Here is a 26,073-nt window from a genome sequence, read left to right on the forward strand (position 1 = left end):
ACCCTGGAGTGCGCCGGGGTTCACCACGCCGCCGCGCGACTGGGAGGACTCCATCTCGGTGGACCTGTCCCCGGAGCTCGTCCTCGAAGCGCGGGCGGACTACGTGCTCGTCACGGCGGCCGACCCCGCGGACGAGACCGCGATCCCGCCGACGGTGGCGGCGGTCAGGGCCGAGTCGTTCCCGGAGCTCCACCTCGTCGACCAGGCATTCTGGATCACCGGCCTCGGCCCGCGCGGCGGGATGGTCGTGCTCGACGACATCGAACGCATCCTGTCCGGCCAGGACCGCCCACGGTGACGGCACGCTCCGGCCGGCGTCGGTGAGCTGTGGCCTACAAGGGCTCGCGAGCGGGCGCAGTGGTGGCGCCGAGTATCAACTCGGGGGGCGCGCGACGCGCGGCTACCGGAGGCCTGGCAGGTCATACCCCCGAGGGAGGTCTCTGCCGTCTTGGAAGCCAAGAAACAACGCTTCACACCTTGATCGCAATTAATCAGAATTGATCCACCTGGGAGCCGCTCGGGGCAATCACAGGAAACAATCAGGCATGAGGCAGCGAGAGTTGATCCGTCCCGTTGCTCCGACGTAAAGCCTGCACGAACAGGTTAGTGAGCTTGCGGACGTCGTTGGGTGTATTCTGCAGGCCGTTCCAACGGCGCTCGTCGCCCGGGTAAAGGATCCATGTTCCATCGGTCCACGCAGTCACCGGTTCAAGAACTTCAAGGCTAATATTTATATCGTCGCGGGAGAATTGAGAGACCGACCGGTCCGAAGTCAGCCTGTCCATGATGTATCCCAGAGCCTGGATACCTACGCCGTGGGTAAGCCGAGATTTGCGCGGTGGCAATTCCCAGGCAATCGGCCATTTATCGCGAACCTGGCCCCAAAAGGTCGTAAGGTGCCGCAACATCAAACTCTCATCGCCTTCTCCGGTGCGAGAATCGCGATACTGGTAGAGCGCACCTTCGTACAAGCTGTTCTCAATCATCTTGAGGACGCTGTTGTCCTTGATGTAGCCCCCGGGCGTCGTGGGCGTGGCGATCGCACCCCGGAAGGGGCTGTCTGCAGCAGTATTGAGCCGAGTCAGCAGCGACGCGGGCAACCGGCGGCGAGCGTAACGGGCCGGTAATTCACCGGTCGTCTCCGGAAGCAGTTCGTGAATCAGACCCTTGGGTAGCGGCTTAGTGCTATTAACAAGGATGAACTGCGATCGCTGCTCCTCCTCACCAGAGGCGATAAAGCCGACGGCGGCCACGGGGAACTCCGTGAGATCGGCATCTCGGATGGCAGCTGTCCGTTGCTGGCCGTCCACCAGCCAGGCAGGCTTGTCGGCGTCGTCGCACGCTTCGTCGACTGGGATGACCAGTTCCCCTGGCTGCGAGTAGGCGACCATACCGTCCGCGGTCGAGTGCGCCGAGGGCTCGAAGTAGACCTGCTCAGTGAAGGCGAGAACGATCGCATTCGGCAGCATCGCCCCGTCGGACTCGAGGTAGCGCCGGATAGCCCTAATGTGAGCGACCACCTCCGGCCGTTGGTAGCCCTGGAGTCCATCGTCGTCGCGGCGTGCCCGCGAGACAGTCGTGAAGTCATCGAGACGTTTGCCGTCGATCCCGAAGACGTAGATGCTGTGCCTGCCCTGCGCGAGGCGGAGCGCGGGCACACGCAAGAGGTACTGATCAGCCACTAACGCTCCCTTGTTGTACTGCTGTCATGCGAGTCGCGGACCTGCGGGCCGCCAGTGCGGGTATGGAGTGCATCCTCCCGGCGAGGACTGACAGGTTGTGAAAGCCTCGGCGCTTGTTCCGTTCCGTTCCGCGGAAGATGATCATCTCGACGCCGTGGCGGCCGCAGAGGCCACAGAGGCAATCTCGCCACGGCGCCGCTTCCAGTGTCCGGTGGTACTCGGCCAGCCGGGATTTCTTCACGCCGATGATCGTCTCGTAGTCCGCGAGCACGGAGAGGACGTCCTCGACCCCCACCTCGCCAGCGTCGAGCCTGCGTAGACGGCTGAGGCATTCCCGCTCGAGCCGGAGCGCATCACGCTGAGAGACGTGGCCAGCGAGTATAGCGCGCTTAAGGGAAACGTTTCCGTCGACCTGCGGAACGCGAATCGCGACATAGGTTCCGGACGCCGTATGATAGTTGTCCCGGTCGTCCATGAATGCTTGCTTAAAGGGACTCGTACTGTCGAAACTGGTCACACCGTACTTCGCAAACATTTCCATCGACTCGATCCGACTGACGCCAAGCAGATGCAATTCAACCTCAGGTAGGCGGATCTCGCCGATGGCCTCTAGACACGCGAGAATGTCTGGTGTCTTCAAGGGCACCATCCCGCCGAGGCCAATCCGCCTGAAGCCCAGGCCCTGGAGAACACGAACGGACTCCGCGTAACTAGCCGGAGACCAACCCTGAGCCGAGGCCACCGGTTCCACTTGACTCGCCCGCCGCTCGACAGCGCCAATGAAGTCCTGCGCCAGGCGAAGTGTGATCGCCTGCCTGGCTTTCCACGCAGGGTCGGTCGTCGCCTTCGTGGCGGCCCGGTCGTATCCGAGGATGACGTGGTCGACGCTGACGCCGGCGTCAAAGCGGCAGCCGTCGTAGAAGTCAATGACCTCGTCCACAGAGTAGGGCGGCTCGTACTCGCCTACGTAGTTGAACGCCCCGCAGTCGCCGATCGTCGCCATGTTATCGGGTAGCCGGAAGAACCGTCGGACGCCAAGCCGGTAGATGCGTTGACGCTGAGATTCAGAGTATTTGCCCGCCCCGCTGACCGACCCGTCGACAATCGCCTTCGAGACCAGAATCCCGTCATAGGGCACCCTGGCGAGCACTTCGTGGGCGTAGAGGTCGTCGCGCTGGCGGACCCGCAGCGGACTGTACTCGTCATGGATGAAGTCATAGGTCGGCGAGACGAGGTCCTGACTGTCCGGAAAGTAGAACCTCATCGAGTAGTTCCCTGGGCATCCATGTAGGCCCTGACGAGGTAGTTGGACAGCGCATTGATGTGGCGAGAGAGGTTCTGCAGGTCATTCCAAGGCAGGTTGAGATCTTGCCACGTGCCCTCCGTCCACCGGCACAGCGGCGCGATACGTGCGAGTTCTCGTTGCGCAGCGGCTACCGGGTCCTTACTCCGGAGGTCGACGTGCACCATCACCCGTTCCAGCAGTCGAGACATCGCCCGGATCCCAGCACCGTGCATGAGCCGCGACTCGGTCGGTGGCCGACCCCAGGCCTCCGGGAAGGTGTCACGGACCGCCGTCCAGTAGGTGGTCAGCAGTTTACGGATGCCTTCTGTGTCTGTGGTGCCCGCCGCTATGTTGCGGTATGGGAAGAGCGCGCCTGAAGGTGAGTCCAGCGACTCCTTGAGCGCCTCGACGAGGCTGTTGTCCGTCACAACACGCTGCCGTGATGGATCTGGCTCACTAGAAGCCCGCTTGATCAAGTTGTGGAAGGGCGAGGCCGGGTCCTGGTTGAGCATGTCGACCAGTGCCGAGGGCAACCGCCGAGCTGACAGTCGGGGCGACGGCGCAGTGAAGATCTCAGGCAGCAACTCGGTGACGAGGTTGGCCGGAAGCGGATGAACGTTGTTGACGCGCAGGAACTGGTCGCGCTGCAACTCCAGACTCGAGGCGGCAAATCCTGATACCGGGATCGGGAAGCGCCGGTTGGCCGCACGGGCAAGTGCCAAGCTGCGCTGCTGACCGTCCACGATCCACCCGGGCCGTGGCGCGGCAGGGTCGTCCGGGATTGCGATCTCGAGCGTGCCGGCCGTCGCGAGACCGTCCGAGGTCCCGGGACCGCGACTGGACTTGAACTTGAGATCGTCGGGCAGCGCGATGATCAGTCCGTTAGGGAACAGGACGTTCCCCGAGTCGAGGTAGGCCTGGATCTGTCGGACGTGCTGCTTCTTCTCCGGTCGCTGGTAGCCAATGAGCTTGCCGGCCTCGTCCCGGGAGATCCGGGCTACGTCCGCCACGAGGTCGACCTCCTCAGCCGCCAGTGTGAATAGGTAGAGGGGCACGGTCTCGTTCTGCAGGATCCGCAGTGCCCGCCGCTCCAGCACCCGCTGTCCGCCCCTATGGCTGCGCTCCTTGTTGGTCACGGTTGGGTCACCCTGCGGTACAGCGCAGCGAACCGGTTCTGCTCGCATGCTCTGCCGCTGTCGCGCAGTTTTCGCAGAGCCCGGGTTCTCGACAGGTTGGGCTCCTTCGCTCGTGACTCGCGGATGAACCGCAGGACCTCATCGTCGTCTAGCGTCTGCCGTGCCCATGACTCGGCCCGTCGGACCGTATCCGCCCAGCCTTGCCACTGCTGCATACGTGTCGGGCAGGTCAGGGCGGGCCGCTCTAGTCCGCTTAGCCAGGTTTGCGCCATGCGCATGGTCAATCCGGTCGCCGTGCCGCCAAGTGCGGAACGTAGGCCTCGATCGGCGCGCAGCCGGGTGATGCCGGGGATGTCGCTGGCTCCACCGATCAGCAGGACGTCGTCGCCGCGGTTACCCAGTGCAACCAGGTCGGACTGCATCGCAGAGGCATAGGTCTGCGACAACACCAGCAGCACGCGACCACGCAGTTCAGCCCCCGGATCGAGAGCGCTCGGGGCCCCACGGAGGTGGTGCCACCATTCACGCACGTCCGCGGATGTGTCGCAGACGGTGTCAGCCTGGGACGCAGCGAAGGTCGCGGCGTATCCCGGCGCAACCGACTCGGCACTACGCAGACCGAGCCCAGCCGAGGCAACCAAGAGTCGCGGGGAGAACCCCACCCGGCGTGCAGCATCGAGTAACGCCGGAACGACGCTCCACCCTTCTCCTCGGTAGAGGTCTGTCAAGGCGCGAACACCGGCTGTCCTGCGCAGGCGGGAACGCCACACGGATGATCGCGCGGCGACGCCCACACGGGGTAGGTCCCGAGCCTGCAGGCCGGCGAGCGGCACCTCGGCCTTCCGGTCCGAGCAGATGACTACAACGTTCAGTTTCGCCAACCTGCTCCCCCTGTCTCGCCTGAAACTGCAGGCGCGCCCTGCCGTAAGCCCGATGTAGTTTCAGGCTAGGGTGAGCCTAGCTCAGCCGACCGCCCGAGGAGACCACATGTCGAAGCCAGCGATCGTACTGCTGTCCGGAGGCCTGGACTCCACCACAGTGCTCGCCATCGCCAAGGCACAGGGCTTCCAGCCCTACGCGTTGTCGTTCCGCTACGGACAGCGCCACAGCATCGAACTCGACGCCTCCCGCCGGATCGCCGACGCGATGGGCGTGGCCCACCATGTGGTCGCGGACATCGACCTCCGAGCGTTCGGTGGCTCCGCGCTCACTGCCGACATTGATGTCCCCAAGCACAACTCGGCCGCCGACCTCTCCGACGACGGAGTGCCGGTCACCTATGTGCCGGCGCGCAACACGATCTTCCTGTCGTTCGCGCTCGCTTACGCCGAAACCGTCGAGGCCTCTGACATCTTTATCGGCGTCAACGCCCTCGACTACTCGGGCTATCCGGACTGCCGCCCGGAGTACATCGCGGCGTTCGAGTCCCTCGCCAATCTGGCTACCCGAGCCGGCATCGACGGCGCCCGCACCACCATCCAGACCCCGCTGATCAGCATGTCTAAGGCCGAGATCATCCGCACCGGCCTCGACCTCGGAGTCGACTACTCGATGACCTGGTCCTGCTACGACCCCAGCGCGCAGTCGACGGCGTGTGGCCAATGCGACTCATGCCTACTTCGACTGAAGGGCTTCAGCGAAGCCGGCGCCGAGGACCCCGTCCGCTACCAGGCTCGCTGACTCATGTATCGAATTAAAGAGATCTTCTACACGCTGCAGGGCGAGGGCACCCACGCTGGTCGTCCTGCCGTCTTCTGCCGATTCAGCCTCTGCAACCTGTGGACCGGACGGGAGGCTGACAGGGCACGTGCGATCTGCAAGTTCTGTGATACCGACTTTGTTGGTACGGACGGGCCAGGCGGTGGCCGGTTCACCGACGCCGCCGAACTCGTGGCAGCGATCACAGCCGTCTGGCCCCAAACGGGACGCGACCGTCGGATGGTCGTGCTTACTGGTGGCGAACCACTCCTGCAGGTCGACTACCCCCTCGTAACCGAGTTGCACCGGCAGGGCTTCTACATCGCGGTCGAGACCAACGGCACTCAGACACCCCCGCCGGAGCTCGATTGGCTGTGCGTCAGCCCGAAGGTCGGCGCCGAACTCGTGGTCACCTCAGGGGACGAGTTGAAGTTGGTATTCCCGCAAGCTGGCGGAGACCCTGCCCAGTTCGAGAACCTCGACTTTCCGTCGATGCGGCTCCAACCGATGGATGGTCCCGGAGTCGCGGGGAACACGGCTGCAGCCGTCGAGTACTGCCTAAAAAACCCACGGTGGACGCTGAGCCTCCAGACTCACAAGTTTCTGGGAATCCCGTGACCGGCACACATGAGATTCATCGCGAGTTCAGCTTCGAGGCCGCACACCGCCTACCGAACCTCCCACAAGGTCATAAGTGCACCCGACTACATGGCCACTCCTATCGAGTCACAGTCCATGTCGCGGGCGATTTAGATCCAACCCTTGGGTGGGTTCAGGACTTTGGCGACCTCAAGGCGGCATGGAAGCCATTGGAAGATCAACTCGATCATTACTATCTCAACGAGATACCAGGTCTCGAGAATCCCACCAGCGAAGTCCTTGCAGAGTGGATTTGGAGTCGACTACAGCCGAGCCTTCCTCAGCTGTGTGCGATTACCGTTCAAGAAACGTGCACCTCAGGTTGCACGTTTCGAGGCCCCGGCGCCAACTCCTGATGAGCCTTCCGGATATCCAAAGCGGATCCGACTTCCGAGGTATCGACCTCGATCATGTCGGCATCTCGAACCTTCGCTACCCGGTCACCTTCAGCGACGGCGAACTCACGCAGTCGGGAGTCGCCGATATTGAAATGACTGTCGGCCTCCCGGCCGCGCATCGCGGCACGCACATGAGCCGCATGGTCGAGATCACCCACGAACACCTGCAAGACCTCGACCCTCGCACTATCGGAACGATTTTGAAAGTCGCCTCCACACGACTCGATGTGCCTACTGTTGCACTCCAGGTCGCTATGCCTATATCGGCGGAAGTGCAGTCACCAGTGAGTGGCGCAACCAGTTGGCAGGCGCACGACCTTGTGGTCCGCGCCACGCTTCGTCACAGCCAGATCTCCGTCGAGACCGCTATAGCAAGCGAGGTGACTAGTGTTTGCCCGTGCAGCAAAGCCATCAGCGACTACGGCGCACACAATCAGCGGAGCCGCATCACACTGACGACCATCGGGGAAGGAGATTGGCCCTATCCGATCTCAGCAACGGAGTCCATCGAACTGATCCGCGCTTCCGGGTCTTGCCCCGTCCTTCCACTAGTCAAACGACCCGACGAACGCGCCGTCACCATGCGGGCGCATGACAAGCCGATGTTCGTGGAGGACATGGCTCGTGACCTCTCAACAGTTATCCGCAAGCGACATGTGTCGCATCGGATTGAAATCCGCAACTTCGAAAGCATACACAGCCACGACGCCGTCGCCCGACTGACCTGGCGAAACCCAGCGAGCGCTTCTGCCCGACACAATTCCAGTTGACCCTGTTAACGCAGCGGTCGACGAGCAATAGGACACCGCGACAGCATCAGCAACAAATGCGTCAAAGCTCCGTAGGTTCGGACGCCACCAAACTGCACGATAGTCCCCGACGTGGAGGAGTCCGCACATTCCGTCAACCAGCGTCAAGACGGTCCACTTTATCGCGCATAAGCGCCTCCACGGCGGCATCCAGCATAGTGCCGGACCCAGCACCACGCGGGTAAACAACGTCACCAGTAGTGTGCTGCTCGATGAACGTGGTAGCTGCATGACTCGCCCGTGCCGTCGCAATGACCACGACGTCGCTAGCTCTCGCCTGGTCACGGAGGCGACTGTTGCCTGCGAGCTCCCGGCTGAGGTGAACCGTGATCCGAGGAAAGAGCCGGTCAAGCGCACTATTCACCCGCGCAAGCACATGATCTTGAAGGCTATACAACAGGACCGTCGTCGTTATCCGTGCGCGCCGCTCGCTCGCCTGCGGGCCGGCATTAGAGGTGGTGGGCCACGCGATGCCCGTGTGCAACTCGTCGCTCAGCGTCGTGGCGAGTACCAACTGTGCCGCGTCGAGTCGCCCGGCGAAGGCCCGCAGGCGGGTCAGGAACTCCTGACAACCGGTGATCCGGGCGGCTGGGTCGATCTCCGGGCCGGCGGCGATGAGGTCGACGAGGTCGAGAACGGTGTCGGCCGTGCGGGCCTGCACCAGGCGCGCGCTCATGTCGGCCAGCGCACCGAGCGCCTCCCGATAGGTACCCGGATCGGGAGCCGCGGCGAGGAAGAGCCGAAGAGCGTGGGACAGCGCCGACAGAGTCGCCGCCGAGTACTCCTCGGACAACATCAACAGGTGCAGCACCGTGCCGGTGGTCTTCGGCGCCTCCCCGGCCTCGATGCGCTGCAGCAGGATCGGCAGGACGTCGAGGACCTGCGACAACCCCGGGCCGTCGAGCGGGCAGGCGGCCAGCGCGTCTGCGATGTCCCCGTCATGCCGCGCCGGATCGGGCCAGGCGGAGGTGAGGTCCTCAAGACCGACAAGCACCGCCGGGAGGAGGGCTGCGGCGGCCGCTTGCTGTAACATCGTGATCCAACCCGACGGCGCCGTCGCGTACCCGGCGCAGTCCTGGGCATGCCGCCGCCACGCCTCCCGCAACCACGCGTGCGGAAGCACACTCGCCAGGTAGGAGCCGTCGCGGCGACTCAGGCGCTCCACTACCGCCCGGGTACGCTCGGGGTCGTTGATGTCCAGGCAGCACCGCACCGCGAATCGGTCCCGGACGGGCCCGTCCTCCATCGCGTCGAGGGCCCGCCACGCCTCTTCGTAGCGCGCCTCGTCCAGAAGAGCGGCGATGTCCGGTTGGGCGGCGTCTGCTGCCTGCACATGTGGAGCCAGCGTGCCGGTGAGGGCCGCCAACCACGGGTCATCGTGCAGGTCTGGACCGACCTGGTGGGGAATCGCCGTCGGATACAGGCGGTCTAGCACCAGCAGCGTGGCGAGAGCCTGCGCTTGATGCACCACTCGGGGCCCCGAGCGCAGGGCAAGGTACTGCGCATGCTCCCGCAGCGCCTCTACTGCGGCCTCGGTGTCGAGGCGAACGCTGGCCTCCTGCAAGTAGCGGTCATGCACAGCTGCCAACAGGATCTGTCGCACGCCACTCGGAAGGCGCATCCGAAGGACGTCGTCGACCTCCGGCAAGTCCAACGCCCGGACACGACTGCCGATGGCATCCAGGCGGCGGATCTTCAAGAAGGCGACGTTGGCGGCGTCGAGCCCACCGGACGCGGCGATCTGCTCGAGATGGCGGGCCGACAACTCCGCGTCACCAGCGACTAGAGCCAACCGGAAGTCCCGCAACAGCCGCCCAATCGGCATCGGGTCGTCGCTCTCACGCCACGGCCGACTGATCCAGTTCGCACGCAGCATGCTCAAAGCCGCCCACGCCTGCTGCCAGGTCGACGCCGGCACCGACAGACGCCAGACCGCCTGTGCGCCGAGATCCAGCAGAGCACCCTCCAGCGGATCATCGCGCCGCAGGACGGCGGGAACCGGGTCGAAGTGGCTGTAACTGGGCCCGACGAAGGCAGCGAGACTCTCCACGAGTCGCCTGCTCTGTGGGGCTTTGAACGCGACTGCGTAGACGTGACGGGTCGAACCGTTGATGCGGGGCAGGAAGATCGGCCTCTCCGAGGCAACCTCGAGATCCTCGAGGAAGGCCCGGAGTTTTGCGAAGTCAGGCCGGCCCTGCCAGTCCGGTGGCAGATTGCTGTCGTTGCCGTCGCCGAACCAGCGCTGCAGGAAGAGGGCGACGTCCACTACCCGGCCACCCCGTTCCACCGAGCGCGAAAAGCCAGTCGCGCCTCAGCGATCACCGACGGACCAGTGTCATACCGCACCAGTTCGTCCAGCAGGCGCACGCCGCTGTAGGTGAAGTTCATCGATCCGCTCAGCAGAAAGCTGTCAGACAGCAAACCCTTCTCGTGCAGCACCTCAGAAATCCGAACGTGCAGAGCAGCAGAGGCGGCACCGGCCGACTGCAGACGCTGCAGGAACCGCGCATTGCGCTCGTCCGGCCGGACCTCGACGTAGACGTGCGTCCCGGCACTCATCAGTTGCGCAAGGACCTCGCTCAGGCGGATGTCACGAGCACCCCACTCGGAGTGCAAATCACCAAATCCACCATGACCGTTGTCGATCACCGCGATGTCGCTGATCCAGGGGCTGATCAGCCACAGTTCCTGAGTGGGCTGCAGCAACTCGGCGACGAACAGCGTCTGCAGCAGCGAGCGCAGATCATCGGTCGTGCGGGCGTGCCCGCGACGCAGGGTGCGACTGCTCACTGCTCGGCCTCTCGCAACTCAAGCCGAGCAGTGATCCGACCTGCACCGCGCCTGGTATCACGCACCACCGGATGAAGCAGCATGTATCCCGCGTCGATCGCCTCCGCGCTCAACTGGAGCAACGCCACCTTCAAGTCGCCGGCGCATTCAGCCCGGGCAGACAGGTCAGCGACTCCCGTGTCGATGATGACCCGGCTCAGTGCAGCTCTCCACTCCGTATCGTGCACCGATACCTCGCTGGCCCGATCGCCAAGGACAGCCAGGGTCAGGTGCCGGTCCAGCGGAAGGCGCTGGTCAACATAGGGCGCGTAGTGCAGCAGGTCCCGGTGAAAGACCTCCGTGCCGCGCGGCCACAGGCTGGAGTACAACTGGTCCGCGTAACGGAACACATCAGCGATCTCAGGCATCGCCTCGCCGGCCAGCGACGCCCACACCCGCGCGTCGATCTCGAAGCCGAGATCGGCGCTGCACTGCTCCCACCGCTGGAGAACAGCATGCAGCGCCTGGTCGAAGCGGGCATTGGTGCCCGGGCGCAGCACACGGACGGCAACGGCGGCGAGCAGAGCATGAGTGGTCGCATATCCGGCGGTGCGCAACTGGTGGTGCAGGCGCGACAGCGCCGCGCGCGTCGCCTCCGCCGTGTCTGCCGTCCTCACCGCGCCGACCGCACCTGCGATCTGTCCACCGGGCCGGGTGGCGAGTTCACCGACGAGCCGGCACAACTCTTGGTCGACCCACTCGTACTCCCCCGCGCTCAGCGCGCTCCACGCAAGCCGCCAGAACCGACGTGGATCCTCGGCGTACTGGCGGGCGATCGATTCGATGACCCCCGCGCCGCCCACCGTCGACTCGGTCAGCCACAGAATGGCCTCGCCATCGCCGTCAATGACGTCGAGTAGCAGATCATCGTCTTGCGCGTTCTCGGCCAACGTCAGGCACGCGCGTTGTACGGCGGCCCCTACAGTGCGGGCGATGACTTGCTGAGCAAACCGCGCATCGTCAAGAACCGGCGGCCGGTGCAGAACCTGCGCATGGGCGGCCAGCGCGTCGCGCACGGCCGCCACGCCCACCGCTTCCTCCAGACGCGCCTGCAGATCGCGGGACTCATCAGAGGCAGCGCCCGGATCCTCCTCGCCCCCGGCCGCGACGCCTTCCGCTCCCGTGAGACGTCTAATAGCGGCCACGAGGGCGGCCTCAGTGAGGCGCGCCCGGCACTCCTCGACACTGGCCTCGTCAGACAAGGCAAGCGCCACGATGGCAATCTCGACCGCTTGGGCCAGCCACGGGCGCGCGAAATCGTCCGCCCACGGCTCGAGTGACCCGTCCGCGGCGACGAGGTGCCGAAACCGTGCCGACATCCACGTCGGCGTGACCAACCCGGGCGACGCCAACAGATCATCCACCGACGGAAGACCCACAACGATCTTGAGACCGTCAACGTCCAGAGCAAAGCCGAGGGCAGCAGGTTCACCTCCGCGTGCCGAGTAGCTGACCTTCAACGTCGGCGGCGGGGCTCCACGAGACCCCCGATTGGCCGAGCGAAGTCGGGCCCGCGCGCCTGGAGTGAACCGGCGCACCTCCACGGGCCGACGATTGGCGTGGGTGTGGACGGTGAGACCCCTGATGTGCTGTGACCATGGCGTGGGGATAACCGCCTCGACCGGGTCGTCCCCCATGGTCTCAACCTGGGTGAACCACACCGGGCGACTGTTGGAGGACTCGGCGAGCGAGCGGGGTGGGTCAGCCAACTGGATGGCGTACGGGCGCACGACCAAGCGCTGCTCGCCGGTCGCGGCGTCGGTCCAGGTGCCTTCGACGCTGCCCTGGGCGACGAACTCCGACAACGCCACGGTGGCGTGCGCGGCGTCGAGGGGAACGGGCACCCAGGTGGTTTGCGCGCCGGAGTGGACGGCGAACCGCTTGCTGATGCGTCCCGGAACTGCTTCACCCAGCGCTTGCCGGACCGGCATGCGCGTCTCGACGCCGCCGCGATGACCGGCAGGGAGGAGGAGTTCTACCTCCGGCAGGTTGAGTTCAGCAAACAGCGCGGCCGGAACAAACTCAGGGGCGAACCTCGCTGCCTCTCCACCCGGATCTGGCGCGACCGCACGCCACTGCGTCCTCGCCCGGCGCAGCAGTGTCGGGATGACCGCGGTCAGCAGCGCACGGGGGGGATCCCAGAGCAGCGCCTGCACCTCCTCGGCGTCCACACGCAACGCTCTGCGAAGGAACTCCGCGAACTCTTGCTGGGTGACCGCGTCAGTCAGGATGTCCTCCAGCAACCGCGCGACGGCTTCCCGCTGCGGATGGTTCTCCCCACGGCGCTTGACCAGAACCTCCGCGGCGTCGGCCCGCCACTGCAGTCGCCGAGTCAGCCAGTCCTTGAGCGCAAAGGTGGCCTGCATCCGCAGCACGTACCGGTTGTCCACCGGTAACGACCGAGGCATCAACTCAGGATCGAACAGCCGGTCATAGGCCTGGTAGGTCAGCCGGTCACGCCCATAGTCACTGAGAACGACGACGGTTATCGGGCGGACGGCGCGCGTACGTCCGGCACGGCCTCGCCGCTGCAGAAACTGCGCTGCATCCCGCGGGGACTTGTGCTGCAGAACCAACCCCACCCGCGGATCATTGAAACCGACGTCAAGGGAAGCCGTCGCGACGACCAGGTCGGCGGAATCTGCGACGCCCGGATCTTGAGAGGATGTCTTGCTGATCCTCAACCCGCGGGCCGGTGACGTCCCCGGCAGTTCGTGGCCGATGCGCTCCGCGAGACTCCACACCTGCCCGTCGACGTCGCGCCTGCCGCGCTGAGGAAGGCGACTGGACCGCAGGTTGGCCAGCACCTTGAACAGACCGGAGCGCCGACGAGCCATCCACCCGTCGCCTTCGGCATCCCGCAGGTTGTGGAAGAGCCGGTTAGTGACATCGAGGTCATCGGTGAATAGGAAGCCCTTGCTGCCGAAGGAGGACTCCGCAACGCCAGGCGGGTCCAGCGCCCGTCCCAGCAACATCGACGTCTGGATCGTCGTCGACAGCAGACTCGCCCCAGAAGTGGGATCGCCGCGCAGAGCCACCTGATACTGGCGGCCCTCATCTACCAGATCCTCATCAAGCGGTTCGACCAACGTCACATCGTTTTCGGGGATGCCGACCAGCCCGGCCATGAAGGCCTCGCTGTCTCGCAGGGTGGCGCTCAATCCCACCACCGTCACCGGCCGGCCGACAGCGTGACGCCACCGCCGCAACAACAACGCGACCTGCGCGCCGTGCACGCCCTCGTAGGTGTGAACCTCATCCAGCAGTAGCAGACGCGGCCGAGACCCACCGGGTGCGAAACCGAGCAACTTCCCCAACTCGGGGCTTGACGAGCCGCGGTTGAGCATCTCCGTCGTCGTGAACAACACGTCCGGTGGCCGCTGAACAAGTGCAGTACGCGTCAAGCCCAGCACCTCACCTGGGACCATTGTGCCGCAGCGCGCGCACGACAGCTGCTCCCGCGGTGGCGTGGCCCGTCGGTCTAGGTCCCGCCACAGCAGATCGCCACGGCAATCCGGACAGGCGGCGTAGGGGCAGCGCCGCCCATCCCCCACTCGACGCCACGCCTCCTGCAGATAGGAGGCTTGATCCAACTGCGCCGCCGACCACGGGGTGTCGCCGTACAGCGTGCCGATGCGCAGCGGACGACGACCCCGCCCGGCGAGAACGGCACTGAACTGAAGGGCGCTGCGCAGCGCCTCTCCCACCTGATCCTTCAACAGCTCAGTCCGCGGATAGATCGCCAGCGTCTGCACATCCCCGGCCGGTGCGCCATGTTCCGCCATCCAGGCAAAGGCGGGCAAGTAGAAAGCGATTGTCTTGCCGCTGCCGGTGCCGGCCGCGACGATCACGGCTTTCGTTGTCTCAGTCTTCAATGCTGCTTGTATGGCTACCGCGGCATCGATCTGGAACCTAGCGAGGTCCTGGCCTGAGGGCAGGTACTTGCCGATGACGGCCCGAGCCGTCTCACCCAGGGGACCCACCCGCTGCAGGCTGTCGAGAAGCTCCGCCACTGGCCGGTCTCGATCTGGGTAGCGACGGGACGCGACATGGATCCGGAAGTCACCGACGAGCCGACGGCCGCGTAGCCACCAGTCACCGCTGCCGTCTCCCAGCAGCTGCCGCAAATGCGTCGCCAGGCGCAGGGTCTCGGCCAGCCGCGACCGCCAGCGCCCGGGGGCCACCTCGACGAGGAGACCCCGCTCCTCCAGCGTCTGCAGCGCCTCCTCCACCGTCGCGCTCGCCGACACCTCCGCCAATGCGCCCTCTACGGCGTCAGCGACCTCCGCCGAGGCGAGCGCGCCCTCCACGTAGCCCCACGACAGCAGGGGCAGTTCGAGATCCTCGATGCGATTGAGGACGGCGCCGAGCTCGCGCGGTGAGACGGGGGTCATGCTGTGGCCCAGCGAACCTGAAGGTGCCGGTCGAACCCGCGTTCCTTCAGCTCCCGCAAGTCCTGCTCGGTGAGTTCACTCAGCGGCAGGCCGCCACCGTTGACCTCGCGCAGCAGTGCGCTCAGGTGCGGGGGAAGCTCGCGCACCCGCGTCGCCTCCAGCCTTTGCGCGACCTCGGCGACGAGTCGGTTGAACGAGCGGATCCCCTCCAGCGTCGTCGGAGGGGCGTTCGTCGCGGCGTCGATCCGGTTCATCGTGCTATCCAGCGCCTGCCGAGATGCCGGCGGGAGCAGATGCACGCTCGCCAGTCCCGCCTGGTTCACCCGGCTGGTCGTGTGGCTCCGCCACGCCTCGTCCAGCCGGGCGCGAAGTTGGTGTTGAAGGCCGGCCAGCGCGTTGCGCAGATCGACGAACACCTCGTCCGGCGGCGACGAGTCCGGGCCCAGCATCGCACGCAGGCTCGCCAGAGCCGCGACGAGCGGTTCGAGTTGCGGTAGCGCGTTGACCGCCAGCCCTTCCTCTCGGTAGACGTCCCATTGCTGCGCTGCTGCCCCGGCCGCTGCGAGTGCTGACTTCAGTTGCCCAGTGCGCTCCCGTAACCGTTGGGCGTCCTGCAGCGCCGTGCGGTGTGCCCGCACCCGCCGGGAGTTTTCCAGGACGGCCACGGCCTGCTGTTGCAGCGTCTCAGACATCGGCACCGCTCCAGATCGCGACAGCCCGCTCGGCTTGGTCGAGCAACTGCTCCAACTCGTCGACCGGGCTTTCCGGCTGCGCGGACAACTGCTGTTCGGTCCTTCTCCGAACGGCGTCGAGGCTCTTGCCGTAACTCCGAAGGAACGTCAGCATCTCCTGCATGTTGGGCCCGCGGTCCACACTCCCGAGCGCGAACTTGCGTGCCCACGTCTCGACGCCCTGCGACTCGCCGTTGCTATCGGCGAATTCCTCGGCGAGTTGGCGGACCGCTTTCCACGGGAAGGATCGTGCGCGCACCATGTCTGCCTTGACCTGCATCGGGTCGAGGGCCAGCGCGCCGGGCACGGCCTGCTGCGCGGAGCTGAGGGCCTCCTCTACTGCCGAGATCATCTCCTCGGGGTCGTCGTCGCCGAGATAGCCCTCGACTTCCCGACAGAGGCCCTGGAGTCGCTCCCACTGGTCCTCAACGGCACCCTGCAGTTCCGCGCCGAGGCTCTTGTGGGGCCGGCCGAGCCAGTCGGGCAGATCCAGGCCCGACGTCTCGCGCCACGTCGTGCGCACCATGGCGAGCAGCGGCCGCAGCGTCTCCGCATCGACCAACTGCTCGCCGCCGTCTCCCTGCGCCACTCCGACGATCCCCCGCAACTGGGTGACCACCGCGCTGCGGGCGCCCGCATGCCGGCGCGCCGCGCGCGTCCAGGTCTCCGACCGCACCTGCTCGTCCTTGTACAGCGGGGTGTCGGGGGCGGCACGGTCGGCGGCGACGTTGAACAGGCAGTCCAAGATCTTCTCGGTGGTGTGGCTTTGACTGCCGTCGAGGTTGAGCAGTCGCGCACCGAGCAGGGACACCTCGACCGCCGCCTGCAGCGTGCCCGGGCGGTCCAGGCCGAGATCCGCTCGAACCGCGTCGACCATCGTGGCGCCCCACTCGTCGAGTTTGCGGGTGAAGCGCCGCTGCTGCTCGGGGCCTCCCGGGAAGTCCCAGGTGCCGCGCGCCTTCCGCTCGAGCAGCGCCCGGAAAAGGGTGGCGGTGCCCGGACCCCGCTTCAGCACGACCGTCGCGGCGCTTGGCGCATCGAGGTCGCGGTCACCGTAGGCACCTTCGATGATCACGCCGTTGCCGCGTCGGTCGACGAGCAGCGACCGGCGGGTCGCCTCGGTCGGGGTGGCCAGGCCGAGGTCCCCCCAGTTGACGTGAGCCACGATCGCTTCGCGGATGATCTGCCGCAAATCATTGGCCACCGCCTGGCTCAGGATTCCACCGTGGTGCCATTCATCGACGACAGCCAACTTCGCCGCAGCGACGTCCCTGTCCCTCGTGCCGGCCCCTGCCGGTGTGGGATCGACGCTGACCGGTGCGCGTTCCCGAGCGGCCTTCACCATCTCGTCCGGCAGTCGCGGCAGACGGAACGCCTCGTGAATCCCCTCGTGCAGGTTCTCGACGGTGCCGGTACCCCACAACTCCAGCAGCGGGATGCGCCGGGCGTGCTCCGGATCCTGCCGTGTCAGGTAGTCGGCCTGCGCTGCGGACAGGTCACCCCGGTCGTCCTTCGCGAACTCGCCCCGGAACGCCTCCGAGGGGAACTCGCCGGCCCGAAGAGCGCTGTCGTAGTTGTCGAGCACGTGTCTGACGACCCGACCGAGGATGCGGCGAGGATTGAAATCAATGCTGTCGCGCGGCATCGACAGCCGGACGGCACGAGCCACCGCTCGCTGACTGTAGGGGTAGAGCCCGAAACCATCGCTGGTCGTGCCAAACGCCACGTGACACCGAGACTGCACGGTGCAGGTCCGGCATGCGTTGGGCACCACACCGTCACCGTTGATGTCGCTGCGCAGCACATCCGCGCCGAGCCGGGCCGCGTTGAGATAGCGGCCGACGAAGTCGACGAGATGCTGGTCATCGACCCCCCCGTCGGTCTCGATCGGGACGTCGAGTTGGTAGGAGTAGGGGACGCTCGCCATCGCCCGCGTCCGGAACGTCTCCGGGATGTTGTCCTTGTAGTAGCCGGGAGTGACGGCGAGGAGGGTCCGGACGGTCGCCAACTCCTGGCGGCCCCCCCGGATCCCGGGTTCGCTCACTGCGTCCAGCAGATCGCCTTGGACGCCCTGGATGACCGCGAAGTCCTCGACGAGCAGGACGATCTCCTGGCCGCGGCCGTACAACTCGCGCCGAATGTCGAGCATCGCCTGCTGCAACTGCCCGGCGCCGAGGTCGGCCAGGCGCAACACCGCCTTGTCGAGGTTGGCGTTGAGCACCTCGGCAGCGCAGGTGATCAACTCCGGAAGTCCAAGGAGTTGCTGGAAGATCCTCCGCGCGGCCTCGCCCATGTCGCCGGACTTGATGTCCGCGGGGCGGAGGTCCTCGGCGGTAAACCCGAAGGGCCGCTCGTGCTCGCCCTCCTGGCGGCCCCGCTGAATCTCGCTCGCCAGGCGCGAGAGGACTCCGTCGGGCCGGACGAGATGCCGGTTGTACTCGTAGTCGTTGAGTAGAGCGGGCAGGCCCTTGTCGCTCGTCAGCATCTTCACGAGAGGCCGCTGCGCGGGGTCCAGAGTGTCGGACTGATGGAACCTGACGGCAATGGCCAAGCGTGCCAGCAACTCGTACGGCAACCGTTCCCGGTCGTACCGCTCCGTGGTGCGCGACACCCGGGTGCGGATCTCGTCGAACGAGGGCCCTTCCAGGTCCAGGAGCAGGGCCCGCACGACCGCAGGAAGGTTCGTTCCGGTCTTGGGCAGATACACGACCCGCCGCTGCGGGGTATCGGAAAGATGCTCCCAGACCCACCGGACGAGGTGGGATTTCCCCGTTCCGGATTCGCCGAGGACCGGCATCAGCACGACGCCGCCCACCGGCCGACGATCGATGAAGTCGTCGAACACTTGCTGCTCGTCGACCACGCGCGCGGTCTTCCCCGAATCCCAACTCGACTGCAGCACGCGCAGCGGCCTGTGCGTGGCGAGGAAAACTGCGCGATCGGCGTGAACTGCTTCCGTGCTGACGGTCTCGGCGACGAACTCGCGGGTCCAGCACACTGGGAACGACCTGGCGGTCATGCGTCATCGGCTCCGATCTCGACGTGGCTGATCGGGTGCGCAGCGTTGCCATCCGACAGGGTGACCTTGCTGGCGTCGGAAAGGCTCAGCAGGCCGAGCAGTCCGTCTTCCGCGCACCGCAGTAGCGCATGGCTGAGGGCCCGGTCGATCGCCCCGCTGACGGCCTGACGTCCCGGTGGGAGGTCCCACGTCGGCCGCCACCGCATAGCCAGGCGGCCGCCGTCGACGACGGGCAGTTCGGCGCGGACGACCGTGAGGAATTGATCGGCCCTGACGGTTCCATGGAGGCCGGAGATCCTGACCGCACGCTTGAGCGCGCGCGTCACGTCTGGGATGAGTCGCAGGCCGCCCGGTTCTCCGAACGATTGCTGCTCGGCGAAGCCCAGACTAACGGCCCATCGCCCGAACGCCAACCAGGGGACGCTGTTGCCGATCGGAAAGGACTGGAACGTCGCGCCCATATCATGGCTGAGCAGTTCTTGCACCCGATCCCAGCCCACGGGCTCGGCGTGTGGATCTTGAGCACACCACCAGGCGAGGGCAGCCATCAAGTCCTCCTGCGCCGTGCCGTCCTCCTCACCTATGGCGGCGTCGCTCATGATGCATGCCAAGAGCCCGTCATAGAAGGTTTCCATGTCGTCGGGCGCCGGCGCCTTTGCATTGTAGGTAACAGTAGAGCCGTCGGTTTGGGCCAAGCCAAGGTCGCGCAGTGCCTTCAGGGATGCGTCGAAGGTGTTCGTACCTGCCTTGCGCAGCGGAAGGCTAGGCGGCTGCAGCAGGGCCTTCAACGATGCCCTTTCGACGGGCTTGCCGTGGTGCCGCAAGGTGCGGGCGATGAGGAACATCCCCTTGGGCAGGATGTTCGGCGGGTTGAGAAGCGGCATCAAAGTTCCTCGAGGACGCGCGTTTCGGTGATCGCCGGCCCGTACATGTCTTGCCACGGCGTTCCCGGGCGACCGGGAGCCGTGTTGCCGGGCGGCGTCAGGACGACGACACAGGGGTAGTACAAACGGCACTCGTCGAGATCCGGTCCTTCTCGACGATCCGGACCGAGGACCACCACGGTGGGCACGGACGGGTGCCACAGGTTGGGCTCGTCCCGCGACCTAAGGACCGGGGAGGCGCCAGCTTGGCGCTGCAACCGCCGCCAATCTGTCGTCTCAACGACGCCGTCGACGTCGACGACATGGGTGAATCCTGCCGCGCCGAGACGGTCGAGCAGATCCACGACCCGACGCCGATAGTCCGCAGCGTTGGCCCCGGCGACCAGCACCGCGAGTTGACCACCGGGCATCAGCGTCCGCATTGCCTGCTGCAGGACCGTTCCGGACCCCCAGACGGCCACCGGTGGCAGAGGGACCGCCGCCTTCCGTGGCGGCCGGCCCTCGCGACGACACGACGGGCACCCCCGGCACGAGGCCGGAACGAGGGAGCGTCCCCAGGCATCCTCGAAGCTGTAGTAGTCGTGCAGTTCCTCGCCAAGGCACCGCTGAGTCGTGCGAAGGCGACGCAACCGGCGGAGCCCGTCTTCGCTCGCAGCCAGGGTGCGTTTCCGTTCCTCGTCGTAACTCGCCCAATCCACCTCGTGATGAACATTGACGAGCAGATGGCGGCTGGGAGCCACGTCCGCGTGCTCCTCGCCCTTCTCCGGCCCCTCATCGTCGGCGAGCAGGCTGAGCGCGCCAGTGCGAGCCAGCAACGTCAGCAGGCGGATGTTCCACGCGCGGTTGGTCGGTCCGGGCTCCATGACGTTAGGCGGGCGGGTATCGAGGTCCATCCGCAGCAGACCGTTGTTGGCGAGCGTGGACGTCGCCTGCAGCGCGTCCCAGCGGCCCTGCGCCGTCTTCACGCGAAGAATTCTGAGTTCAGCCAATGCCTCGCCGAGCCCCTGGTCCTCGGGCGCCGACAAGTAGAAGCCGACAGTGGGCGCCCCGTCGCGTCCACCCCGGCCCACCTCCTGGTAGTAGCGGTCGAGCGACTCCGGCTCACACACGTGGACCACGGTCCGCACGTCCGGGATGTCGACGCCGAGCCCAAACGCCGAGGTGGCGACGACGATGTCGTACCGCGACCCGTGCTCGTCCCCGCGCCACCCGTGGACGACGTGCTGCCGCTCCTTGGCGCTGCTGCGGCCGCTGACACCGGCATGGCGCCGAAAACCCCACCGGCCCAATTCCGCCCGCACCTCGCTGACCTGATCGGGCGTGGAGACGTAGACGACAGCAGGTCGCGGCGCGTGCCACAGCACGTCAGCCAACCCCTCAGAACGCGCCTGCTCGTTTGGCCATGAGGTGAGGAAGTACTCGGGCTCCTCCCGAAGCCCGGCACTGCTGAGAACGCGAAACGGGCCCGTGCGGCCGAACAGCAACTGCAGTGTCCGGGCGGCGGCGTGCGAGAGCGTCCCGGTCATCAGCACGGTGGCCGGTCGGACATCCGGCGCCGAGCGAGCGATGAGCGACCGCTGCAGCCCCACCAGCAGTTGGAAGTCCGGGCGGAAGCCCGAGCCCCACTGGTGCACGATGTGGGCCTCGTCCACCACCAGGTAGCGCAGATGCCCGCGGTCCGCGGCGTCGCGCAGGGCCGGGGCGAGCCCGGTGACGAACGCCTCCGGCGAGGTGTACAGGATGCGCTGCTCGCCGGAACGGACAGCGTCCCGGATCGCCTGTTTCTCGGTGTCGTCCATCTCCCCGAGATAGGCGTAACGGCCGGATGGGGACGGCCTATGGTGCAGGCTCTGCATCAGCTCCCGCACCCTGCGTTCCTGGTCGAGCGCGAGGACCACGGTCGGGACGATCACCACCGTCACCCCGGCGTGCTGTGACCGCAGCAGGGCCGGGGCCAACGCCAGCGACGTCTTGCCGGTCCCGGTGGGCAGGTTGAGCAGCAGGGTTGATCCTGGCGGCGCCGTCGCCACGGATCGCGCAGCCTGGGCATGCCCGGCGCTGCGGTAGGTGTCGTAGCCGACAGTGCAGGTCCAGAACGGGTCCGCGGCGGTGGGCGGGTCGGCCCGGCAGTGCTCGGAGTCCTTCTCCCGGTACACCTCGCCGAGAGGATCCCGGGCCACATCCACGGTCTCGTCTCCGGGCACGGTCCACGGCAACCGCTGCAGCAGCAGGCGGCCGTCCGTCAGCGGCGTCACCCCGATCCCTGCGCGATCGAGCGGCTCGGCGGTCGGCAACCCCGGCCGTGTCGTGACCCGCAGGCCGGAGCCTCCGCGGCAGTCCTCCCACCCCAGCACGTGCCGGATGAGCACCGCCAGGTCGGCGTGGCCGGCGCCAGCCACGAGGGCGTCGGAGAGCCGACGGTGCGGGCCGGGCAGACCCGGCCGGCATTCCTCGCCGGCTTCACCGGCCAGAGCGGCTTCGATGCACGCCCACGGGGCCTCATGCGTCGTGTGCACGTCACGCCCCACCCGCGGCGGCGAAAGGCTGTCCGCTTAACACGATGCACGTCACGGCGTATAGCCGGGTCGATGGCTGTCGGCACGCCTCCAACAACCGATCGACCAGATCGTCGGTCAGGCCCCCCGCCCGATCCTGCAGGCCTGCGGCGCCCCGTGCCGCCAGGGCCGCAATCTCGTCGCGCATCTCCAGGCGGGCGCGACGGCTTGCCCGTTCGATGACCTCGTCCACCCCGCGTTCTCGTTGGAGGTAGGCCGGCGCGACCTTATGCGCGTCGGTCACCGCCGTCCGGAACGCTCGCTCGCCACCGAAGAGATCATGTAGCCTGCCGATCCGTTCGGGGCTGAGGTTGACGTCCCCCCGCCTGGGTTCGTAACGGCGTCGCAGCAGCGCGCCGGTGGCGGGGTCCGGCGTCTGCCGCGACCACGCGTCGACGTGCACCCGGTGCGTGAACGGCGCGAGCCAGCCGTCCAGGCGCCGGCGCAGGGCTCGGCGTTCATCCGGTGCCAGGCTGCCGCCCCAGCCGTCGAGGTCTGCTTCGACGAGGTAGTCGAACGCCAGGTAGACCTGCTCCTCCGCCAGGTTCGGGCAAAAGCGCCACAACGCGCTGGCCTGCCCGCGGTCGTCGATCCACACCCAGGAGGCCAAGCTGTCCACCAACGGGGAGCCATAGCGCAGCACGCGGTGTCCCTTCCGGCGCAGGGCGGCCGTGCGGTTAAACGCGCCCGGCGTGTTCCAGGTGCCCGGAACTGCCCCGGCGAGCTGCTGGACCGTCAGCAGGGCGCGCTGTCCCGGGCCGAAGCTGCGGCTGGCCGTATCGCCATTCCCGACGGGCTGCAACTGCAGGCTGCCGTCCGCGCGGAACGCGAGGTCGTCGACCGCTGTGGCGAAGGCCGGCCAGGCTGCCTCTACCCGATCAAGTTGAGCCATTGTGTCGCTGTACCCGGAACTGCGATGAAACGAGGCCTCCAACTCGTCCTCGGCAGCGATTTCTGTCAACCGCTCGTCGAGCTCACCGCGGACGCGGTCGATCATCCCGGTCAGCCCCTCGCCGCCGCGCAGCAGGGCCTCCCGCGCCACCTGCGGCCTGAGGGCCTCGATGGCGTACTGCAGGCTTGCAAGGGATCCCTGCCACAGCCGGTAGCCGTTGCAGAGGAGCTCGAACCAGGCGCGCGACGATAGATCGATCGATTCGGGCACCACAACGTACTGCGCCGCAGCAGCGCCCTCACCGTGCCGATCGACCCGTCCGATGCGCTGCTCGAGCCGGTTGACCGAGGCGGGCAGATCCAGGTGGATGATGGCGTCGGCCGCCTGGAGGTTGCGACCCTCCTCCGCGCTCGAGTCGCACACCAACACGCGCGCCTCGCCCGACACCCACCCGGCGAGAGCGGTGTCCCGTTCCGCAGCGGTCTGGTCGGCCAGATGCTCCGCCACGGTCAGACCCGGAAAGGTTCCGGCCAGCGCGCGCGCGAGCGCATGCCCGAAGTCGGCGCCGGCGGTGAAGAGGACGACCTTGCCGTGCCGCCGCCACAACGGACGCAGCAGCCGAACCAGACTCGTGAACTGCTCAAAGTGCGGCAGAGCCCGAAGCCGCTCCAACAGCACCTCGTCGGCAGGCAGCAGCGGCGGCCGCCGGAGGATGTCCCGCTCCGCGGACGCGACCTCGGCGTCCGGCCCGTCGAACGCCGCGCCCTCCACGCGCGCCCGCATCAGCAAGCTGAGACGACGCGAGTTCCGTGCGGCCTCGAGGAGAAGTTGGAAGACCTCCTCGTAGCCAACCGCATCCTCGCCGTCTACGTAGGTCAGATGTTGGACCACATCCTGCCGCCAGTCTTCGAGGAAGAATTCGGCTTGGTCGCCGACGTTGTCGTCCGGGACGAGGGCCTGAGGCGCCGACCGCCCGGTCACCTGGAACTCAGGGCTGTCTGGACCGCATGACGACTCCACAAGCACCCGCGCGCGCCGGTGCCGGATCACCCGCCGGTGCAGACGGTAGGTCTCGTTGACGTAGCGACGCAGTTCATCGATGTCCTCGCCGAGACCCGAGGACTCATCGGCGGCGGACTTCTCCACGACGTCGATCAGGCTGGCGAGCCGCTCGTCGCCCGGGAAGGCCGCGCGGATGGTGTCCAGGTAAAAGGGAACGGTCTCCGGAAACCCCGGATCCAGTGCATGGAACGCCTGGGCGATGCGGTGGCGGGCTCGCACGCGAGCCGTGAACCCGGCAAGGTCGGACAGATCGTAGATCGCAGGGTCCAGCAGGTTGAGCAGGCGCAGGAACGCGCTCTCGTTGTTGAGCACCGGCGTGGCCGACAGCAGCAGCAGTCGTGGCACCTGGTGACACAGTCGCCTCAGCGCCTCCTGCTGTCGGTCGGACACCCCGTGGACGAGGCGGTGGGCCTCGTCCACGACGAGCAACCCCGGCGTAGTGGCGCCTAGCCACCGTTCCGGCGCCTCGTGCGCCACGATGCGCAACGCGGCCGCCGGGAACTCGTCGACGAAGAACTTGTCGCGCAGCTCGTCCTGCCATTGCCGCCGCAGCGCGTCGGGCGCCAGGACGGTCACGGCCCCCGTGGGGTGATCCAGCAGGAACTGCCGAAGGAGGAGACCAGCCTCGATCGTCTTGCCGAGACCGACCTCATCGGCAAGCAGGTAACGTTCGACGGGGTCCCGCATTACCTGCAGGACGGCTTGGAGTTGGTGCGGATACAACTCCACGGCGCTGGACAGGATGGCCGGGATACTCGAGCACGCCGCCCGCTGCTCGATCACGCCCTGTAGGAAGGGCAGGCGAGTCTCCGCGAAGTACGGGCTCTCGTTGGCCCCCGCGAGCAGCACCTCAAGGGGATCCGCGACCGGTTGCGACCAGCGGACATACAGTCGGTGGGCGGAGAGCCGCACGTCGTACCGGGCGTTGGGCATCCGCACCGCGTAGCCGGCCGAGCCGTCCCCTCCGACGATGCGGCCGGCCCACCAGCGCTGATCGTCCTCCCAGTGCACGCGGGTCTGCTTCGCCAGCACACCCGGAAACACGGCATCAACGGGCAGGCCGACTGTCATTGCCTCCGGCCGTGCCGGAGACTCGAAGAACACGACCGCCACCACGTCGGTGTGCACCGCGTGCACGCGACCCCAACCGTAGGGAGCACCGCACCAAACGTGCTCGCCCACCTGCAACCGGCGGCTATTCACAGCAGCCACGATCGACCGCACGAGAGCCACGCCGATCACGCAAACACCGAGCCCGGGCACCGCGACTGGATTGCGGCTTCGGCCGCTCCGCGCGAAGCACCTGACTCCTCCCCGCCGACCATGTTCCCGAGCGCTGAACCCCCGGATGGGTCAACCACGTCCCAACCCGGCAGGCACTGGGCACCGTGCGAAGTCGTCCGATAGCAAACTTGTGCCGCTCGGCTCGGATCCTCCGAACGGAGACCTGCTTGCATCTCGACGCGACGATGTCCAGTGCCAAGGCGTCCTCGTGATCGCGCCCAACTAGCCTCGCTTGGGAGGGAGCCGCAACATCGTCCTCGAGGTCCTCACCTGCGTCAGAGGTCTCGCAAACGCGGATAACCTCGACCAACTGTTTACCCCCAAGCCCGCTGCGCTGAAGACCCCGCTCCGACTCCACCGTGATCGCGATGTGTAGTCGCACACTCGCTCGACAGCGTTACTGGCTGCGCCGCCAGCGCCGAAGCACGACCCCGCGCTCCGCCGGCCGAGCCGGCGCCGCTACAGGCCATCGAGGCCGCGGTGCTCGTCCGGGGTGTCACCGCCGACCCCGCCAACCACATCGGCAAGCAGGCTCGGGTGACGGGCACGGCTGGGACGTCATCGGCGAGCCCTCGGCCTTACCCACCTGGCGAAGGACGTGGAGCGCAGCCGGGGCGAACTGGCCTTCGAGGAGGTCTCCGGAAAGCCGTGAATGCGCTTCGACGAAGTGATCGTCCACTGGACCTGCACCACCTGTGGGATGGCCCGGGACAACCGGCCGTACAAACTCGCACCCCGAGGACCAGGAGAGCGGCCACGCCGGCGACCGCACCCGG

The 26,073-nt window shown here is 66.7% G+C and carries 17 protein-coding genes; 5 read left to right on the plus strand and 12 right to left on the minus strand.

Going from position 1 to position 26,073, the window contains the following annotated elements; translation table 11 throughout:
* Positions 1-58 precede the first annotated feature (58 nt).
* Positions 59-298: a hypothetical protein gene (locus tag ABD743_RS01980; RefSeq protein WP_344718136.1), complete on the plus strand. Its 240-nt coding sequence runs from the start codon at positions 59-61 to the stop codon at positions 296-298.
* A 241-nt stretch (positions 299-539) separates the two neighbouring features.
* Here ABD743_RS01980 and dbpB (ABD743_RS01985) read toward each other — a convergent pair whose 3' ends face one another.
* The 4 genes from dbpB (ABD743_RS01985) to ABD743_RS02000 are packed head-to-tail and all read right to left on the minus strand — an operon-like array spanning position 540 to position 4,561.
* Positions 540-1,682, minus strand: a complete 1,143-nt coding sequence (dbpB, locus tag ABD743_RS01985) for a DGQHR domain-containing protein DpdB (protein ID WP_344718138.1) — start codon at positions 1,680-1,682, stop codon at positions 540-542.
* Positions 1,675-2,946, minus strand: coding sequence for a tRNA-guanine transglycosylase DpdA (gene dpdA / locus ABD743_RS01990; protein WP_344718140.1), 1,272 nt, complete (start codon positions 2,944-2,946; stop codon positions 1,675-1,677). Before dpdA ends, dbpB (ABD743_RS01985) begins: the two co-directional genes overlap by 8 nt.
* The gene (dbpB, locus tag ABD743_RS01995; protein ID WP_344718142.1) at positions 2,943-4,103 is read right to left on the minus strand and encodes a DGQHR domain-containing protein DpdB; all 1,161 of its coding nucleotides are present in this window, start codon (positions 4,101-4,103) and stop codon (positions 2,943-2,945) included. The genes dpdA and dbpB (ABD743_RS01995) overlap by 4 nt, the downstream gene beginning before the upstream one ends.
* A complete protein-coding gene (locus ABD743_RS02000; RefSeq protein ID WP_344718145.1) occupies positions 4,100-4,561 on the minus strand; it encodes a hypothetical protein in 462 nt (153 codons plus the stop codon). The genes dbpB (ABD743_RS01995) and ABD743_RS02000 overlap by 4 nt, the downstream gene beginning before the upstream one ends.
* A 529-nt stretch (positions 4,562-5,090) precedes the next feature.
* Here ABD743_RS02000 and queC point away from each other — a divergent pair.
* From queC to ABD743_RS02020, 4 genes are read left to right on the plus strand one after another with little or no spacing between them, the layout of a single operon-like run.
* Positions 5,091-5,783: a 7-cyano-7-deazaguanine synthase QueC gene (gene queC / locus ABD743_RS02005; RefSeq protein WP_344718147.1), complete on the plus strand. Its 693-nt coding sequence runs from the start codon at positions 5,091-5,093 to the stop codon at positions 5,781-5,783.
* Positions 5,784-5,786: 3 nt separating this feature from the next.
* Positions 5,787-6,419, plus strand: coding sequence for a 7-carboxy-7-deazaguanine synthase (gene queE, locus ABD743_RS02010; RefSeq protein ID WP_344718149.1), 633 nt, complete (start codon positions 5,787-5,789; stop codon positions 6,417-6,419).
* Positions 6,416-6,796 carry a 6-carboxytetrahydropterin synthase QueD gene (queD, locus tag ABD743_RS02015; RefSeq protein ID WP_425566871.1) on the plus strand — a complete coding sequence of 127 codons (381 nt, stop codon included), beginning with the start codon at positions 6,416-6,418 and terminating at the stop codon, positions 6,794-6,796. Before queE ends, queD begins: the two co-directional genes overlap by 4 nt.
* A complete protein-coding gene (locus ABD743_RS02020) occupies positions 6,796-7,608 on the plus strand; it encodes a GTP cyclohydrolase I FolE2 (RefSeq protein WP_344718151.1) in 813 nt (270 codons plus the stop codon). Before queD ends, ABD743_RS02020 begins: the two co-directional genes overlap by 1 nt.
* Before the next feature lie 133 nt (positions 7,609-7,741).
* Here the strand turns inward: ABD743_RS02020 and dpdD are convergent, their stop codons facing one another.
* From dpdD to dpdE, 8 genes are read right to left on the minus strand one after another with little or no spacing between them, the layout of a single operon-like run.
* Positions 7,742-9,913 carry a protein DpdD gene (gene dpdD / locus ABD743_RS02025; RefSeq protein WP_344718153.1) on the minus strand — a complete coding sequence of 724 codons (2,172 nt, stop codon included), beginning with the start codon at positions 9,911-9,913 and terminating at the stop codon, positions 7,742-7,744.
* Complete coding sequence (dpdK, locus tag ABD743_RS02030; RefSeq protein ID WP_344718155.1) at positions 9,913-10,437, minus strand: phospholipase D-like domain-containing protein DpdK; 525 nt, start codon at positions 10,435-10,437, stop codon at positions 9,913-9,915. Before dpdK ends, dpdD begins: the two co-directional genes overlap by 1 nt.
* The gene (gene dpdJ / locus ABD743_RS02035) at positions 10,434-14,870 is read right to left on the minus strand and encodes a protein DpdJ (protein ID WP_344718157.1); all 4,437 of its coding nucleotides are present in this window, start codon (positions 14,868-14,870) and stop codon (positions 10,434-10,436) included. The genes dpdK and dpdJ overlap by 4 nt, the downstream gene beginning before the upstream one ends.
* Positions 14,867-15,562 (minus strand): hypothetical protein, encoded by a 696-nt coding sequence (locus tag ABD743_RS02040; protein ID WP_344718159.1) that lies wholly within the window; start codon positions 15,560-15,562, stop codon positions 14,867-14,869. The genes dpdJ and ABD743_RS02040 overlap by 4 nt, the downstream gene beginning before the upstream one ends.
* Positions 15,555-18,620 (minus strand): protein DpdH, encoded by a 3,066-nt coding sequence (dpdH, locus tag ABD743_RS02045; RefSeq protein ID WP_344718161.1) that lies wholly within the window; start codon positions 18,618-18,620, stop codon positions 15,555-15,557. The genes ABD743_RS02040 and dpdH overlap by 8 nt, the downstream gene beginning before the upstream one ends.
* Positions 18,617-19,504: a protein DpdG gene (dpdG, locus tag ABD743_RS02050; RefSeq protein ID WP_344718163.1), complete on the minus strand. Its 888-nt coding sequence runs from the start codon at positions 19,502-19,504 to the stop codon at positions 18,617-18,619. Before dpdG ends, dpdH begins: the two co-directional genes overlap by 4 nt.
* On the minus strand, positions 19,504-22,020 hold the full coding sequence (dpdF, locus tag ABD743_RS02055) for a protein DpdF (protein WP_344718165.1): 2,517 nt from the start codon (positions 22,018-22,020) through the stop codon (positions 19,504-19,506). The genes dpdG and dpdF overlap by 1 nt, the downstream gene beginning before the upstream one ends.
* Before the next feature lies 1 nt (position 22,021).
* Entirely contained in the window at positions 22,022-25,276 is a 3,255-nt protein-coding gene (gene dpdE, locus ABD743_RS02060) for a protein DpdE (protein ID WP_344718167.1), read from the minus strand.
* Between the last annotated feature and the right edge of the window lie 797 nt (positions 25,277-26,073).

Origin of the sequence: Pseudonocardia yunnanensis (assembly GCF_039534065.1) — a bacterium.
GTDB lineage: Bacteria > Actinomycetota > Actinomycetes > Mycobacteriales > Pseudonocardiaceae > Pseudonocardia > Pseudonocardia yunnanensis.